15 protein-coding genes are annotated in these 16,765 nt (G+C 72.6%); 11 read left to right on the top strand and 4 right to left on the bottom strand.

Going from position 1 to position 16,765, the window contains the following annotated elements; translation table 11 throughout:
• Positions 1 to 303: 303 nt before the first annotated feature.
• The gene (locus AWH51_RS16405; protein WP_063070198.1) at positions 304 to 2,640 is read left to right on the top strand and encodes a DEAD/DEAH box helicase; all 2,337 of its coding nucleotides are present in this window, start codon (positions 304 to 306) and stop codon (positions 2,638 to 2,640) included.
• A gap of 96 nt (positions 2,641 to 2,736) precedes the next feature.
• Positions 2,737 to 3,267, top strand: a complete 531-nt coding sequence (locus AWH51_RS00570; protein WP_081234718.1) for a GNAT family N-acetyltransferase — start codon at positions 2,737 to 2,739, stop codon at positions 3,265 to 3,267.
• Positions 3,268 to 3,308: 41 nt separating this feature from the next.
• Here AWH51_RS00570 and AWH51_RS00575 read toward each other — a convergent pair whose 3' ends face one another.
• Positions 3,309 to 4,652, bottom strand: a complete 1,344-nt coding sequence (locus AWH51_RS00575; RefSeq protein ID WP_063070199.1) for a DUF4041 domain-containing protein — start codon at positions 4,650 to 4,652, stop codon at positions 3,309 to 3,311.
• Positions 4,653 to 4,663: 11 nt separating this feature from the next.
• Entirely contained in the window at positions 4,664 to 5,815 is a 1,152-nt protein-coding gene (locus AWH51_RS00580; protein ID WP_254654411.1) for a hypothetical protein, read from the bottom strand.
• A 249-nt stretch (positions 5,816 to 6,064) separates the two neighbouring features.
• Here AWH51_RS00580 and AWH51_RS00585 point away from each other — a divergent pair, with 249 nt between their 5' ends.
• The 9 genes from AWH51_RS00585 to AWH51_RS00625 all read left to right on the top strand — a co-directional run bounded on the left by AWH51_RS00585 (position 6,065) and on the right by AWH51_RS00625 (position 15,690).
• Positions 6,065 to 6,568 (top strand): GNAT family N-acetyltransferase, encoded by a 504-nt coding sequence (locus AWH51_RS00585; protein ID WP_063070201.1) that lies wholly within the window; start codon positions 6,065 to 6,067, stop codon positions 6,566 to 6,568.
• A gap of 51 nt (positions 6,569 to 6,619) precedes the next feature.
• Positions 6,620 to 7,093, top strand: a complete 474-nt coding sequence (locus AWH51_RS00590) for a hypothetical protein (RefSeq protein ID WP_063070202.1) — start codon at positions 6,620 to 6,622, stop codon at positions 7,091 to 7,093.
• Between the two features lie 136 nt (positions 7,094 to 7,229).
• Entirely contained in the window at positions 7,230 to 8,225 is a 996-nt protein-coding gene (iolC, locus tag AWH51_RS00595) for a 5-dehydro-2-deoxygluconokinase (RefSeq protein WP_063070203.1), read from the top strand.
• On the top strand, positions 8,222 to 9,163 hold the full coding sequence (locus AWH51_RS00600) for a Cgl0159 family (beta/alpha)8-fold protein (RefSeq protein WP_081234722.1): 942 nt from the start codon (positions 8,222 to 8,224) through the stop codon (positions 9,161 to 9,163). The genes iolC and AWH51_RS00600 overlap by 4 nt, the downstream gene beginning before the upstream one ends.
• 53 nt (positions 9,164 to 9,216) lie before the next feature.
• The gene (locus AWH51_RS00605; protein WP_063070204.1) at positions 9,217 to 10,722 is read left to right on the top strand and encodes a CoA-acylating methylmalonate-semialdehyde dehydrogenase; all 1,506 of its coding nucleotides are present in this window, start codon (positions 9,217 to 9,219) and stop codon (positions 10,720 to 10,722) included.
• 49 nt (positions 10,723 to 10,771) lie between these two features.
• On the top strand, positions 10,772 to 11,719 hold the full coding sequence (gene iolB / locus AWH51_RS00610) for a 5-deoxy-glucuronate isomerase (protein ID WP_063070205.1): 948 nt from the start codon (positions 10,772 to 10,774) through the stop codon (positions 11,717 to 11,719).
• Entirely contained in the window at positions 11,716 to 13,632 is a 1,917-nt protein-coding gene (gene iolD, locus AWH51_RS00615; protein ID WP_063070206.1) for a 3D-(3,5/4)-trihydroxycyclohexane-1,2-dione acylhydrolase (decyclizing), read from the top strand. The genes iolB and iolD overlap by 4 nt, the downstream gene beginning before the upstream one ends.
• A 100-nt stretch (positions 13,633 to 13,732) precedes the next feature.
• On the top strand, positions 13,733 to 14,728 hold the full coding sequence (locus tag AWH51_RS00620; RefSeq protein WP_063070207.1) for a sugar phosphate isomerase/epimerase family protein: 996 nt from the start codon (positions 13,733 to 13,735) through the stop codon (positions 14,726 to 14,728).
• Positions 14,725 to 15,690, top strand: a complete 966-nt coding sequence (locus AWH51_RS00625; RefSeq protein ID WP_063070208.1) for a 3-hydroxyacyl-CoA dehydrogenase family protein — start codon at positions 14,725 to 14,727, stop codon at positions 15,688 to 15,690. Before AWH51_RS00620 ends, AWH51_RS00625 begins: the two co-directional genes overlap by 4 nt.
• A 60-nt stretch (positions 15,691 to 15,750) precedes the next feature.
• Here AWH51_RS00625 and AWH51_RS00630 read toward each other — a convergent pair whose 3' ends face one another.
• Both AWH51_RS00630 and AWH51_RS00635 read right to left on the bottom strand, forming a co-directional pair.
• Positions 15,751 to 16,473, bottom strand: a complete 723-nt coding sequence (locus AWH51_RS00630) for a GntR family transcriptional regulator (RefSeq protein WP_254654412.1) — start codon at positions 16,471 to 16,473, stop codon at positions 15,751 to 15,753.
• The coding region (locus AWH51_RS00635; protein WP_175345438.1) for a triose-phosphate isomerase at positions 16,470 to 16,765 on the bottom strand (296 nt) is incomplete at its 5' end. The genes AWH51_RS00630 and AWH51_RS00635, both read right to left, overlap by 4 nt.

The following is a 16,765-nucleotide window of genomic DNA, read 5'->3' on the forward strand; positions in this document are numbered from 1 at the left end:
CGCCCGGGGGCGCCGCACGGCGCGCCCGGGCGGGGCGCTGCCCTGGTGCCAGCGGCCGGCGTCCGGTAGTGTTCTCCAGTCGGCTCTTGACACCGCTACCGGACCATCCATCCGGGCGGATGGATTTGTCAGTCAGGTGGGCCGGTTTCCCCCTCTCGTTCCGCAGAGGGGTACGTCACGCGATGACACGGCCCCCGGTCGACGACTGCCCGGGTTGAGAGCAGCTCTGCGCACCCTGATCCTGTAGCGCGCTGCTTCGCACATGCGCATTGTCATGCATCCGAGCAGAACGAGGAATCCCTCATGCCCTACAACAACGACTCCCCGCGCGGCGCCAAGCGCGCCCCGGCGGGATCCCGCAGCCCGAACCACCGCGGCTACAACTCCGATCCCGCGCCCAAGAAGCAGCGCTGGAACGCCGACGAGCGCGCCCAGCGCTCCGGCCAGGACGACCGCCCCCAGCGCGGCGGCGCCGCCCGTCCCGCACGCGGCGCCGACCGCCCCAACTGGGAGCCCCGCGCCGAGCGCCCCGCCGGTCGCGGCGAGCGTCCCGCGTACGGCGACCGCCCCAACCGCGCCGGCCAGCGCCCCGAGCGCGGCGACGCCCGCCCGCAGCGCGGCGAGCGTCCCTCGTACGGCGGCGGCGCCGACCGCGGCCAGCGCAGTGAGCGTCCCTCGTACGGCGCCGAGCGCGGACAGCGCTCCGAGCGTCCGTCGTACGGCAACGAGCGTCCCGCCCGCGGCGGCGAGCGCTCCCAGCGTCCGTCGTACAACGACCGCGCGCCGCGCAACGACCGCCCGTCCTACGGGAACGACCGGCCGCAGCGGTCGGAGCGTCCGTCGTACGACGACCGGAGCGCTCGCACGGAGCGACCCGCGTACAACGACCGGAGCGCTCGCACGGAGCGACCCGCGTACAACGATCGTCCGGCTCGTTCCGAGCGTCCCGCGTACGACGACCGCGCCGAGCGTCCCTCCTACGGCGACCGCGCCCAGCGCAGCGAGCGTCCGTCGTACAACGACCGCCCGGCTCGCACCGAGCGTCCGTCCTACAACGACTCCCGTCCGGCCCGCACGGAGCGTCCCGCGTACAACGACCGGAACGCTCGCACGGAGCGTCCCGCGTACAACGACCGGAACGCTCGCACGGAGCGTCCCGCGTACAACGACCGTGCGGCCCGCACCGAGCGTCCGTCGTACAACGACTCCCGCCCGGCTCGCACGGAGCGTCCGTCCTACGGCGACCGCCCCGAGCGATCCGAGCGCCCGTCGTACGGCGACCGCCCGCAGCGCTCCGAGCGTCCCTCCTACGGCGACCGGCCCCAGCGCAGCGAGCGCCCGTCCTACGACGACGCGCGCCCCAAGCGCGACAGCGACTTCTACCCGAGCAAGGAGGGCGCCCCGCGCCACGCGCCGTCCGAGGACGTCGTGCTCGAGCGCCTCGAGGCGCAGGCCACCACGGCCAAGGACGTCGACGGCGTGACCTTCGCCGCGCTCGGCCTCGGCCAGAACATCGTCCGCGTGCTCGAGGAGCTGGGCGCGTCCAGCCCGTTCCCGATCCAGGCCGCCACGATCCCCGACGTGCTCGCGGGTCGCGACGTGCTCGGCCGCGGCCGCACCGGATCCGGCAAGACCATCGCGTTCGGCGCGCCCCTCGTGGAGCGCCTGCTCGAGAACGACGGCGCGAAGAACCGCAAGATGGGCCGCAAGCCCCGCGCGCTGATCCTCGCCCCGACGCGCGAGCTCGCCATGCAGATCGACCGCACGGTGCAGCCCATCGCCCGCTCGGTGGGCCTGTTCACCACCACGATCTTCGGTGGCGTGCCGCAGTTCAAGCAGGTCGGTGCGCTGCAGCGCGGCGTCGACATCCTCATCGCGACCCCCGGCCGCCTCGAGGACCTCATCGACCAGGGCCGCCTCGACCTCTCCGAGATCGTCGTCACCGTCCTCGACGAGGCCGACCACATGTGCGACCTCGGCTTCCTCGAGCCCGTGCAGCGGATCCTCCGCCAGGTGAAGAAGGACGGCCAGCGCCTGCTCTTCTCCGCCACGCTCGACAAGGGCGTCGCGACGCTCGTCAACGAGTTCCTGCCGTCGCCGAGCGTCCACGAGGTCGCGGGCGAGGACCAGGCGTCGTCGACCATCGACCACCGCGTGCTCCTCATCGAGCAGCGCGACAAGGCCGCGATCATCGAGCAGCTCTCCAGCGGCGAGGGCAAGACGCTGATCTTCGCCCGCACCCGCGCGTTCGCCGAGCAGCTCGCCGACCAGCTCGAGGACGCCGGCATCCCGGCCACGTCGCTGCACGGCGACCTCAACCAGGCGCGCCGCACGCGCAACCTGCAGCTCCTCACGAGCGGCAAGGTCCGCGTGCTCGTGGCGACCGACGTGGCCGCCCGCGGCATCCACGTGGACGACATCGGGCTGGTCATCCAGGCCGACGCGCCGGATGAGTACAAGAGCTACCTCCACCGCGCCGGCCGCACGGGCCGCGCGGGCAAGCAGGGCACCGTCGTGACGCTGATCACGAAGGCCCGCCGCCGTCGCATGGACGACCTCCTGGGTCGCGCCGAGATCAAGGCGACGACGGTCATGGCCGCCGCCGGGGACCGCATCATCGCGGACCTCGCGCGCGTCTAGCGACCACGCACGACCCGACGGCCGTCCCACCCCTCAGCGGGTGGGGCGGCCGTCGTCGTGCGCGGGGCGGCACGGCGGTCTGGCATCCTCGGTGCCGTGCCCGACCGGATCCGACTGCTGACGCCCGACGACGCCCCCGCCCTGTCCGAGCTGCGCCTGCGGAGCCGCGCCCACCTCGCGCCGTGGGAGCCGATCCGGCCCGCTGACCACGACACGCCCGCCGGCCAGCGCGCCGACGTCGAGGCGGCGCTCGCGCAGCACGCGCTCGGGTTGGGCGTGCCGCTCGCGATCCTCGACGACGACGGATCCGTCGCCGGTCGCGTCAGTCTGACGGGCATCGTCCGCGGCGCCTTGGAGTCGTGCGCGATGGGGTACTGGCTCGCGGCGGATCGCACCGGCCGCGGGCTCACGACTTCCGCCGTCGCGGCTGCGGTCACCCTCGCCTTCGACGATCTCAACCTCCACCGCGTGCAGGCCGAGACGCTGGTGCGCAATGCCGCATCGCAGCGGGTGCTGGCGCGCACGGGCTTCACGCGGTACGGCCTCGCGCCGCGCTACCTCCGCATCGCGGGGGAGTGGCAGGACCACGTGATGTTCCAGCGGCTGGCGGACGACGCGCCCGCCTGAACCGGGATCAGTGCGACCCGCCGTACGCCGCCGGCACGAGATCAGGAGACGGCGTGCCGACCACGGGATGCTGTCGGCCACGAGGCGACGGATTGCCTGAACTCGATCGCCTCCGCGGCATCGGAGAATTCGAGCAGATTGCCCACCTTGCTGAGCAGCACCTCACGCACCTCGCTCGGCGTCGCGAAGAAGAACTCCTTGCGTGAGTTCGCCTGATTGAGGGCGCGGGCGGCGAAGTGCCGGTGCAGCTCGTTCTCCAACGTGACGGCATCCTCGGAGAAGAAGAGGGTGTGCACGTCGAAGCGGAAAGGCACGGATGCGCCGCTGAGCTCGCTGATGCGCTCGGCGGGCTTCAGGCGGCGCGTCAGTCCGATCTTCACCACGCCCGGTCCGAATGCGCCCTCGTTGGAGATGACGTAGACGTAACCCGCGCGGATGTTCGCCGCTCGGAAGTCGTTGTCCGCGATGGCGCCCTCGACGGCCGCGAGGCGAGCGAGCAGGTCCGCATCCGTCTGTCCCTGGGACGTGAGGACACCGAGCGCGGTGAGCAGATGCGCGCGCTCCTTGTCGAGCCGCGCGCGCTCCTCGTCGAGCTCCTTCTGCACGCGCTGCTCTTCCCTCAGGCGAGCCCGCTCTTCACGCGCCTCCTCGCGCTCCACCTGCTTCTTCATGAGCCAGTCGGCGGTCAGCTCGATCTCCTCCACCCGGAGGGAATGGAACGCGTCGCTGATGCGCATCTCCATCAGCTTCCCGAGCTTCGCGATCGCGACACGCGATGCTTCGAGCCGGCGCGTCGCCGTCAGCGCGTTTCCTGCACGCAGGGTCCTGAGCGCGTTGTCGGCTTCCGCGTTGTAGGCACGGAGCATGAGACGGGCCAGGTCGGTCGTCATGCGCCGTCCCTGCGCCAGCGAGTTGTTGAACGTGAACATCTCGGACTTCTCTATCGCCCGATCGTCGCGCACCACATCCGCGATCCGCGACTCGACGTCCGTCAGCCTGTCCTTGTACGCAGCCGCGGTTTCGAGCGGGTGATGGAAGCGGTAGATGCCGACGGCTTGCAGGACACGTGCATCATCGAGGTCGATGAGGTCCTCGGATTCTCCGCCCGCGAGCCTCTCGCGCAACCGCGCGTTCTCCGCTTCCAGCGCCTGCAGGCGTGTGTCGCGGTCGTCGTCGGGATTCGCAGAGGACGCCTCCGTGGACGCAGGCGGCGACGGGGTGCCCTCGTCGGTCCCGGCCGGCGCTTGATGAGCATCCGGATCGGCATCGAGCCAGAGGACCCACCCTCGAGGAGCAGGCGGCCAGGAGGGGTCCGGCGTCCATCCGGCAGGAGGCGTCCAGGTCGCAGGCGGGCGCGGCCAGCCGGGAGGTGGGTTGAACGTCATTCCTCCCGACGTCATGCCCGTCGCACGCCGTCCGCCTCGACGCCGATCAAGGCCAGGGGGTTCTTCGAGACGACCGCATTCAGATAGTCGAGCGTGGCGCTGGGAACCACCGCCGAGAGGTCGAGTTCCGCGAATCGCTCTCGTGTCGTCGCGACAGCGACGAAGCGGACGTAGATGTCTCGTCCCGTGGCGGGGTTGATGGTCTCGGTGCCCAGCTCCAGCGATACGCCACGGATGAGCCCGCGGCGGTCGGCCTCGAAGACCTCGTGCAGGCTGCGCAACGCGACATCATGGACGGCCTTGGCGTAACGGTCCCTCGTGTCCTTCTGCGTGGACGGTGAGGGAGAGATCTCGTCGGACGCCTTGACGTACCGGTATCCCTTGATGGCCGGGACCAGGTCAGGGCCCGGAATGGTCACGCGGAGATTGAGCTCGGCCGTCGCGGGATCGAAGTCCGCACCGTGCGACACCTCGAACCACTCCGGATAGACGGAGTTCGCGAGCACGATGCCGACATATTCCTCGACGGCATCGACCGTCCCGTACGCGAGGCCGGAGATGAGCGCGTCCAACTCGGCGTTCTGTGCGGCTGCGTCGGCTTCGTTCTCGGCGATGAGGAGGGCGTGAGCGTTCTCGACGTCAGCCAGCTGGCGCTGTCGAGCCTCCTCTGCCGCAGCGTGCAGCGCGTGTTGCTCAGCGCGGAGGCGAGGAAGCGCCTCCGTCGCGGCCTGCCAGGCGTAGTAATCGGTGGCGTACTGCGCATCCACCGCGGCTTGCGCCTCCTCGATCTTGCGCTTCTTCCCGAAGAGGCCGGTCGGCGGCTCCGGTTCATGCTGGACGGGAAGAGGCGGGTCGGGGATGGGCGTGGGGTACGGGATGGGATCGCGCAGTTCGGGGCGTGGGAAGGGCGGACGCTCCGCGACGACGCGCAACTCCTCGAGGTCGACGTGGTCATCCCGATCCAGGGTCGCGGTGAGCAACCCGTCCAGCTCTGCGTATCGGGCGGCGAGGTCGTCGTTCATGTGCTCGGCGCGCACCTGCATGAATTCGACATGGGCAGCAGAGGCTTCCTTCTCGAGGCGCTTGCGATCGGCTTCGGACGCACGAGCGGCGGCGGCCTGCGCTCGTGCAGACGCCTTGCGTGCGCGTTCCAGGGATCGCACGTGAGCTTCGTGTTGACGCATGGCCGCGCGTTGCCGTTGCTCCGCGAGGCGCGCCTGATGCTGCATTTCCGCAAAGAATCCGCGCCGACGCGCCATGCCAACCTCTATCTGCTCCCGTGAATTCTACGGGCGAGGAACTGCCGATTCTGTGTCACCCGGGGTCCCAGAACGAGGGACGTATCCACCCGCCAGTGCCGTCGTGTCCGCATGTCCCGAGTCGGGCGCCGGCCCCCGGATACCCTCGACCGCATGCAGATCCGCCCCGCCACGGATGCCGACTGGCCCCTGATCCACCCCTTCTACCGGGCGATCGTCGACGCCGGCCGCACCTACGCGCTCCCCGCCGGGCAGTCGCGGGAGGAGGCACGGCCGAACTGGATGGCGGAGGCGCCGGGCCGCACGTTCGTGGCGGTCGACGACGACGGCGCGATCCTCGGATCCGCCAAGGCCGGCCCGAACCGGCCCGGCCGCGGGGCGCACGTCGCCACGGGGTCCTTCCTCGTGGATCCGGCGCACGCGGGCCGCGGGATCGGCCGCGCGCTCGGCGAGCACGTGATCGCGTGGGCGCGCGCCGAGGGCTACCTGGCCATCCAGTTCAACGCGGTCGTGGAGACGAACCGCGCCGCCGTGCACCTGTGGGAGTCGCTCGGCTTCCGCATCGTCGGCACGGTCCCGCAGGCGTTCGACCACGCGGAGCACGGGCTCGTCGGCCTGCACGTGATGCACCTGCCGCTCCACGGTGTCGTGCGCTGAGAGTCGTGCGCTGAGGGCCGGGCCGCAGGCCGGCCCGGCTACAGTCGCACCGTGACCGACGACCGCCGCGATGACCTCCCCGCGAGCGGTGGCGGCGACGGCATCGTCGGCGACCTCGACGCCCGCCACGGCGGCTCCCGCCCCGTGCTGCGCGAACTCCCGGCGCACGCTCCGGCTCACCGTCGCTTCCGGTTCCATGTCGCAGTGACCATGGCGTCCACGGCCGCCTACGCCGCCTTCGTGGTCGTGATCGCCCTCGTGACGCCGCTGACGCAGGCCGTCCCCGTCGGCATCCTCGTCCCCCTGTTGCTCGTCGCACTGCTCGTCGTGCTCGCCGGCGTCGATGAGGCCTTCCGCGGACCTGGCGGTGCCATCTCCCGCGGCCTCGGCCAGCTGGTGCCCGCGCTGTGCGGCTCGTTCCTCGGTGGCCTCGCCTCCTCCGCGATCCCCGTGCCCGGGCTCCTGGTCGTCGTGGGCCTCGCGCTCGGCGCCGGCTTCGGGGTCGGGATGACGCGCGGCCGATGACCCGGGTCGCGGGCGGCGGCGGGATGACGACCGTAGGCGCGCGGACCCATGTGCCTATGTCAGAACATGCGCTACGTTGGACGGACCGCAGCACCCGACCACCGCCCTCCACCGCCGGAGAGGAAGCAGCGCCGCCATGAGCACTGCCGATAACGCAGCCACTGCCGAGAACACGGCCCCCGCCCCGACCCCGATCCACGACGTGATCACCATCGGCCGCGTCGGCGTCGACCTCTACCCGCTCCAGGACGGCGTGGGCCTGGAGGACGTCGCGACATTCGGCAAGTACCTCGGCGGGAGTGCCGCGAACGTGGCCGTCGCGGCGGCCCGGCACGGCAGATCCGCCGCCCTCGTCTCCCGCGTGGGCGACGACCCGTTCGGCCGCTACGTCACCCGCGAGCTCGAGCGGCTCGGCGTCTCCGCCGCCTTCGTGCCCCCGGTCGACGACCTGCCCACGCCCGTCACCTTCTGCGAGATCTTCCCGCCCGACGACTTCCCCCTCTACTTCTACCGCCGGCCGAAGGCCCCCGACCTCTGCATCGAGGCGGAGACCCTCGACCTGGCGGCGATCCGGGACGCGCGCGTCTACTGGTCCACCGTCACCGGGCTCAGCGAGGAGCCGAGCCGCTCCGCCCACCACGCCGCCTGGGTGGCCCGCGCGCGCCGACCGCTCACGGTGCTCGACCTCGACTACCGGCCGATGTTCTGGTCGTCGCCCGCGGACGCGACCCGCGAGGTCGGCCGCGCGCTCGAGCACGTGACCGTCGCCGTGGGCAACCGCGAGGAGTGCGAGATCGCCGTGGGGGAGACGGATCCGCTGCGGGCCGCCGACGCGCTGCTCGACCGCGGCGTCGAGCTCGCCATCGTGAAGCAGGGGCCGAAGGGCGTGCTCGCCAAGACGCGCGACGAGACCGTGGAGGTGCCGCCGTACCCGGTGGAGGTCGTCAACGGGCTCGGCGCGGGTGACGGCTTCGGCGGCGCGCTCGTGCACGGGCTGCTCGCCGGGTGGGACCTGGAGCGGATCCTGCGCTTCGCCAACGTCGCGGGCGCGATCGTGGCGTCCCGCCGCGAGTGCTCCACCGCCATGCCCACGACGGCCGAGGTCGAGGCCGTGCTGGAGGGGATCCGATGACCGCCGTCGATGCGACGATGACGCCCGCCGAGCTCGTCCGGGCCGGTGACCTGCCCGGCGCGTTCGCCGCCCTCCGCGACGTGCGCGCCACGGATCCCGCCGCCGTCGCCCGCGCGCTCGCCGGCCGGATCCGCCGCCCGCTGATCCGCGACGACGGCCGCCTGCTCATCGTCGCCGCCGACCACCCCGCGCGCGGCGCCCTCGGCGTCGGCGACGACCCGATGGCGCTCGCCGACCGCTACGCCCTGCTGGAAGGCCTCGCCACCGCCCTCACCCGCGACGGCGTCGACGGCGTGCTCGGCACCCCGGACATCGTCGACGACCTCGCGCTCCTCGGCCTCCTCGACGACAAGGTCGTGGTCGGATCCATGAACCGTGGCGGCCTGCGCGGCGCCGTCTTCGAGATGGACGACCGCTTCACGGCCTACGACGTCGACGGCATCGTGCGCGACGGACTCGACTTCGCCAAGACCCTCGTGCGCGTCAACCTCGGCGACGCGGGCACCGCGGCGACCCTCGAGGCCAACGCCCGGGCCGTCGACGCCGCCGTGCGCGCCGGCCTGCCGATCATGCTCGAGCCCTTCCTGAGCGCGTGGCAGGACGGCCGGATCGTCAACGACCTGTCGGCCGACGCCGTCATCACGTCCATCGCCATCGCCTCGGGCCTCGGCTCGTCGTCCGCCCGCACGTGGATGAAGCTGCCGGTCGTCGACGACATGGCCCGCGTCATGGCCGCCACCACCCTGCCCACGCTCCTGCTCGGCGGCGATCCGCAGGGCGCGAGCGAGGACACCTGGGCCGGCTGGGATCACGCGCTCGGCCTCCCCGGCGTCCGCGGCCTCGTCGTCGGGCGCACGCTGATCCACCCGGCCGACGGCGACGTCGCCCGCGCGGTCGACCAGGCCGCCGCCCTCGTGCACGGCCGCGCCCGCTCCTGACCCCGAAGACCGACCCGATCCCGAACTCGACCCGCCGACCGCCAGAGGACACCATGACCGACACCGCCCCGCTCCCCGTCGTCCCGCACTGGATCGACGGCGCCCGCTCGCCCTCGACCTCCGGCCGCACCGCGCCCGTCTACGACCCCGCGCGCGGCGTCGTCACGAAGGAGGTCGCGCTCGCGGACGCGGACGAGATCGCGCGCGCCGTCGCGTCCGCGCACGCCGCGTTCCCCGCCTGGCGCGACCTCTCGCTCGCCAAGCGGCAGGCGATCCTCTTCCGCTTCCGCGAGCTGCTCGAGGCCGAGAAGGGGGAGCTCGCGGAGATCATCACGTCGGAGCACGGCAAGGTCGTGAGCGACGCGCTCGGCGAGATCACCCGCGGGCAGGAGGTCGTGGAGTTCGCGACCGGCCTCGCGCACCACCTCAAGGGCGAGTACTCGGAGCAGGTGTCGACCGGCGTCGACGTGTACTCCACGAAGCAGCCGCTCGGCGTCGTCGGGATCATCTCGCCGTTCAACTTCCCCGCGATGGTGCCGATGTGGTTCTTCCCCATCGCGATCGCGGCCGGCAACGCCGTGATCCTGAAGCCGAGCGAGAAGGACCCGAGCGCCGCCATCTGGATCGCCGAGCTGTGGAAGCGGGCCGGCCTCCCCGACGGCGTCTTCACGGTGCTCAACGGCGACAAGGAGGCGGTGGACGGTCTGCTCGCACACCCGGACGTGCGCGCGATCTCGTTCGTCGGATCCACGCCCATCGCCCAGCACGTCTACGAGACGGGCACGAAGCACGGCAAGCGCGTGCAGGCCCTCGGCGGCGCCAAGAACCACATGCTCGTGCTGCCCGACGCCGACCTCGACCTCGTCGCCGACTCGGCCGTCAACGCGGGCTTCGGCTCGGCGGGCGAGCGCTGCATGGCGATCTCCGTGGTCGTCGCGGTCGAGCCCGTCGCGGATGCGCTCATCGAGCGGATCTCGACGCGCATGACCGGCCTCCGCGTCGGCGACGGCCGCCGCGGCTGCGACATGGGCCCGCTCGTCACCGAGGCGCATCGCGACAAGGTCGCCTCCTACATCGCCATCGCGGAGGAGGACGGCGCGCGCGTGGTCGTCGACGGCCGCGGCATCGAGGTCGACGGCGAGGCCGACGGCTTCTGGCTCGGCCCGACCCTCATCGACGAGCTGCCCACCAGCTCGCGCGCCTACACGGAGGAGATCTTCGGGCCCGTGCTCGGCGTCGTCCGCGTGCGCTCGTACGAGGAGGGCGTCGCGCTCATCAACGCCGGCGCGTTCGGCAACGGCACCGCGATCTTCACGAACGACGGCGGGGCCGCGCGCCGCTTCCAGAACGAGGTCCAGGTCGGCATGATCGGGATCAATGTCCCCATCCCCGTGCCCGTCGCCACGTTCTCGTTCGGCGGCTGGCGCTCCAGCCTCTTCGGCGACACCAAGGCGCACGGGGCCGAGGGCGTGCGGTTCTTCACCCAGCAGAAGGCCATCACCAGCCGGTGGCTCGACCCGTCGCACGGCGGCGTCGACCTCGGGTTCCCGCAGACCTGACCCTGACCCGCACCACCGCCAGCACCCCATGACGACGACGGAGACGAGCATGACGACGAACGAGTGGCTGCACCCCCGCGGCACCCTCGGCCGGGACGGCTGGGAGACCGTGGTCGACGGATCGGTGCCCGGCTGGGAGCACACCGGGCTCCGGGTCGCGGTGCTCGCCGACGGCGACGCGCTCGAGCTGCCCGCGTCGGGCGTCGAGCGCATGGTCGTGCCGCTCGCGGGATCCTTCGCCGTGCGGCACCGCGAGGGCGACGGCGAGGAGCGCGTCACCGACCTCGCGGGCCGCGCCTCGGTCTTCGCCGGCCCGACGGACGTGCTCTACCTCTCGTGCGCATCGAGCGCGGTGCTCACCGGATCCGGCCGGGTGGCCGTCGCCGAGTCGCCCGCCACCCGGCGCGTGCCGAGCCGCCGGATCGCCCACGAGGAGGTGCCCGTGGAGCTGCGCGGCGCCGGCCGGTCGAGCCGCCAGGTGCACAACTTCGGGACCCCCGGCACGCCCGGATCCCTCGACGCCGAGCGCCTCATCGTCTGCGAGGTCGTGACCCCGGCCGAGAACTGGTCGAGCTATCCCGCGCACAAGCACGACGAGGAGAGGCCGGGGGAGGAGTCGCGGCTCGAGGAGATCTACTACTTCGAGACCGCCGTCGGGAAGGGCCTCGAGGCGCCGGCCGACGCGGATCCGTTCGGCCTGTTCCACACGTCCTCGTCGCCCGCGGGCGAGATCGCCATCGACGCGGTCGTGCGCACGGGCGACGTCGCGCTCGTGCCCTACGGCTACCACGGGCCCGCGGTGGCGGCGCCGGGCTACGACCTCTACTACCTCAACGTGATGGCGGGGCCGGGCGCCGACCGCGCCTGGCTCATCAGCGACCACCCGGCGCACGGCTGGATCCGCGGCACCTGGGCCGGGCAGGAGATCGACCCGCGCCTGCCGTACCTCGCCGACGACGCGACGCCCGCACACGACCAGGAAGCCCCGACCCGATGACCGAGCCCACCACCCGGATGACCGTCAGCCAGGCGCTCGTCGCGTTCCTCGCGGCCCAGTGGACGGTCGACGGCGACCACCGCGAGCGCACCATCCCGGGCGTCTTCGGGATCTTCGGCCACGGCAACGTCGCCGGGATCGGCCAGGCGCTCATGCAGGCGAACGCGCAGGATCCCGACCTCATGCCGTACCACCAGGCCCGCAACGAGCAGGCGATGGTGCACCAGTCGGTCGGCTTCGCGCGCATGCACCGGCGGCTCGCGACCTACGCGAGCGCCGCCTCGGTCGGGCCCGGCGCCGCGAACATGCTCACGGGCGCCGCCCTCGCCACGGCGAACCGGCTGCCGGCGCTGCTCCTGCCGAGCGACACCTTCGCCACCCGGGTCGCGGATCCGGTGCTGCAGCAGCTCGAGCACCCGCACGACACCGGGATCAGCGTGAACGACGCGTTCCGTCCGCTCTCGCGCTTCTTCGACCGGGTGCAGCGGCCCGAGCAGCTGTACTCGATCGCGCTCGCGGCCATGCGCGTGCTCACCGACCCGGCCGAGACGGGCGCCGTGACCATCGCGCTGCCCGAGGACGTGCAGGCGGAGGCGCTCGACGTGCCGCTCGCGTTCCTCGCGCCGCGCGAGTGGCACCTGCGCCGGCCCCTGCCGGAGCGCGGGCCGCTCGCCCGGGCCGTGCAGGCGATCCGCGACGCGCGCACCCCGCTCATCGTGGCGGGCGGCGGCGTCATCTACTCCGCGGCCGAGCAGGCGCTGCTCCGCTTCGCCGAGGCCACCGGGATCCCGGTCGGCACCACGCAGGCCGGCGGCGGCGCGCTCGTGTGGGACCACCCGCAGTACCTCGGCGGCATCGGCGCCACCGGATCCACCGCCGCGAACCGCCTCGCCGCGGAGGCCGACGTGGTCATCGGCATCGGCACGCGCTACTCCGACTTCACGACCGCGAGCCGCACGGCGTTCCAGCGCCCGGACGTGACCTTCGTGAACGTCAACGTCGCCGCCTTCGACGCCTACAAGCACGGCACGCAGCTGCCCGTGATCGCCGACGCGCGGGAGACCCTGGAGGCGCTGACCGACGCGCTCGCCGGCACGCGCGTCGACGCCGCGTACGCCGACCGCATCGCCCGCGAGAAGCGCGAGTGGGACGCGCTCGTCGACCGCGCGCTCGCGCCCACGGGCGGCGCGCTGCCCGGCCAGCCCGAGATCGTCGGCGCCGTGCAGGCCGCGAGCGACCCGCGCGACGTCGTCGTGCAGGCGGCCGGATCCCTGCCGGGCGACCTCCACAAGCTCTGGCGCGTGCGCGACGCGCTCGGCTACCACGTCGAGTACGCGTTCTCGTGCATGGGCTACGAGATCCCCGGCGGGCTCGGGGTCAAGCGCGGCGCGGAGGCGTACGGCGACGACCGCGACGTGATCGTCATGGTCGGCGACGGCTCGTACCTCATGCTGCACACCGAGCTCGTGACCGCGGTGGCCGAGGGGATCAAGATCATCGTGGTCGTGATCCAGAACCACGGCTACGCGTCCATCGGCCACCTCTCCGAGACGGTCGGCACCGAGCGCTTCGGCACGCGCTACCGCCAGCTCGACCCGGCGACGCGGAACTTCGAGGGCCGCGAGCCGCTGCCCGTCGACCTCGCGGCGAACGCGCGCAGCTACGGCGTCGACGTGATCGAGGTCCCGCCCGGTCCCGACGCCGCCCGCGACCTCGGCGATGCCGTGCGCCGCGCGAAGGCGTCCGACGGCACCACCGTGATCCACGTGGAGAGCGACCCGCTCGTCTACGGCCCCGACGGCGAGGGCTGGTGGGACGTGCCCGTGCCCGGCGTCTCCGAGATGCCGTCGACGCAGGCGGCGCACGCCGAGTACGTGGAGCGGAAGAGGGCGCAGCGGCCGCTGCTCGGCTGACGGGGTCGCGGTCGTCGCGACGGCCCTGGCCGCCCGAATGCTATTTCCTATAGGATCTGGATCCCGGGCATCCGGGACCCGACGACCGCGATGGAGCAGCATGCCGGAGACGACCGCGACGACCGTGACCACCCCGGGATCCCCGGCCGCGCCGGCGTTCACCGCGGCGGACTGGCCCATCGCCACCTGCCTGCACGGCTTCGCGACGGTCGGCCGCGACGGCGTCGCCCTGCACGACGCCGACACCGCGGTCTGGGACCGCATGTTCGCCGACATCGCGCGCGAGGGCTTCACCCTCGCCGAGCTCGCCGACAGCCACATCCGGCCCGCGGACCTCGACCCGTCCCGCCGCGACGAGCTCGTCGCCGTCGCCCGAGGCCACGGCGTCGGCATCCCGTCCGTGCACCTGCAGCGGCAGAGCGTGATCATGCCGGGACACGAGGAGCGCAACCTCGCCTACGCGCATCGCACCATCGACGCGATCGCCGAGATGGGCATGGAGGTCTTCTCGACCGGGCTGCACCAGCCGTTCAGCGACGCGCAGCGGAAGGCGCTGTGGTTCTGGACCGCCGAGGGCCCGAAGGACCCCGACGATCCGGAGGTGTGGGCCGCCGCCGTCACGCGCCTCCGTGAGCTCGGCCGGCACGCCGCCGACCTGGGCCTCCGGATGGCGCTCGAGATGTACGAGGACACCCACCTCGGCACGGCCGACAGCGCCGTGCGGCTCGTGCAGGAGATCGGCCTCGACAACGTCGGCCTCAACCCCGACGTCGCGAACCTCATCCGCCTGCACCGCCCGGTCGAGAGCTGGCGCGAGCTGTACGCGAAGACGCTGCCGTACGCGAACTACTGGCACGTGAAGAACTACATGCGCGACGAGGCGGCCGACGGCAGCTGGGCCACGAGCGTGCCCACCACCATGAGGGCCGGCCTCATCGACTACCGGCAGGTCATCCGCGACGCGGTCGAGCTCGGCTTCGACGGGATCATCCTCACCGAGCAGTACGGCGGCGACAGCCTCGGCGTCTGCGCGGAGAACCGCGACTACATCCGCACCCTGCTCCCGCAGGGCGCACGAGGGGAAGGGGCGTCATGAGCGACGCGCAGAGCACGCCGAAGGACATCGCCATTGTCGGATCCGGCTACATGGGCGGCGGCATCGCGCAGGTGCTCGCGCTCGCGGGCGCCCGCGTGCGCATCGCCGACATCTCGGAGGAGATCGCGGTCGCGAACCACGCGCGCCTCATCGCCGAGGCGGAGCGGTTCGTCGCGGACGGCCTGTTCCCGGCGGACGCCGTGGAGCGGATCCGGGCGGCCGTGACGCCCGCCGCGTCCATCGAGGAGGCCGTCGCCGACGCCGACCTCATCGAGGAGGCCGTGCCGGAGAAGCTCGAGATCAAGCACGCGACGCTCCGGCGGATCTCGGCGGCCGCGCGGCCCGACGCGATCATCGGGTCCAACACCTCCACCATCCTCATCGGCTCGCTCGCCGAGGCCGTCACGAACCCGGAGCGGTTCCTCGGCGTGCACTTCTCGAACCCGGCGCCGTTCATCCCGGGCGTCGAGCTGATCCCGCACGCGGGCACCGACGAGTCCGCCATCCGGGCCGCCGAGGCGCTCGTCGCGTCCACCGGCAAGGAGACCGCGCGCGTCACGGACTCCACGGGCTTCGTGCTCAACCGCCTCCAGTACGCGCTCTTCCACGAGGCGACGCAGATCGTGGAGGAGGGCATCGCGACCCCCGAGGACATCGACACGATCGTCCGCACCACCTTCGGCTTCCGCCTCCCGGTCTTCGGCCCGTTCGCCATCGCGGACATGGCCGGCCTGGACGTGTACGCGTTCTGCTACGCCTCGCTGCAGACCCGCTGGCCCGAGCGCTTCGCGACGCCGGCGTCGCTGCAGGAGCACGTCGACGCGGGCGAGTACGGCACCAAGACCGGATCCGGCTACCTCGACGTGCCGGCCGAGCGCACCGAGGCGCTCGTGGCGTACCGGAACAGGGCGTACGTGGCGATCAAGCAGCTGATGGACGAGCTGGGGCCGGCGCCGATCTAGGCGCCGGGGCCGGCGGTGCGGCCGCGCCTGCCGCGCGAGCCCTGCCGGGCGACACGGGCGTCAGCTCGCGGGTGCGTCGTCCGCGTCCCGTCGCGACCGCTCGCGCACCCGCTCGATGTGCGCGCGCATCGCGGCGGCCGCGGCCTCGGGGCCCTCGGCGACCGCGGCGATGATGGCCCGGTGCTCGTGCACGGCGTCGTCCGCGTCGTGCACGCCCGTGCGGAGGTTCTGGCGCATGCGGTGCACGCGCGTGGAGATGGCGTCGGACATGTCGAGGAGGAAGGGGTTGCCGGTGGCCTCGAAGATGCGGTGGTGGAAGTCCCAGTCCACGACGAAGTACTCGCGGATGAGGCCGACCGGCATGTCGGCGGCGTCGCCGGATGCGCGGATCCGCCGGGTCGTCTCCTCGTGCGCCGCGAGGGCCTCCTCGAGCGCGGGCACGAGGCGCGCGGGATCCGCGGACGCCAGCGCCGTCGCCCCGCCCTCGAGCACGACGCGCGCGTCGAACAGCGCCTCCAGCTGCTCGCCCGCGATGGGCGGCGCCACGCGGTAGCCTTTGTGCGCCTCGCGCGCCACGAGCCCGGTGCGCTCCAGCTGCACGAGCGCCTCGCGGACCGGAGTCGGCGAGACGTGCAGCTCGCGGGCGATCTGGTCGATGGCGAGGCGGGAGCCGGGCTCCATCTCGGAGCCGAGGAGCATGTCGAGCACGAGGTCGTAGACGCGGTCGCGGAGGCCGCGACGCGCGTGCATCGAGGAGGCGTCGAGCGGGAGGCCGGTGGTCACCAGGACAGTCTGCCGTCACCCGGGTCGTGGTCCGGCCGGGACGCCAGTGCGTGCACCTCGTCCAGCACGGCCGCGAGGCCCGCGGGATCGTGCGCGCGGCGTCCGAGGAACAGGCCGTCGACGTCCTCCGCGATGCGCGTGAGGAGCCCGGGCCCCGCGCTGCCGCCGTAGATGACGGCGGATCCGGGGTGCGCGTCGAGCTCGTCGACGCGCGCCCGCAGGCGGCGGCACACCGCCATGATGTGCGCGTCGGACGCGGGCTCCTCGGCCCCGATCGCCCAGATCGGCTCGT

It is taken from the genome of Clavibacter tessellarius, from assembly GCF_001618005.1.
GTDB lineage: Bacteria > Actinomycetota > Actinomycetes > Actinomycetales > Microbacteriaceae > Clavibacter > Clavibacter tessellarius_A.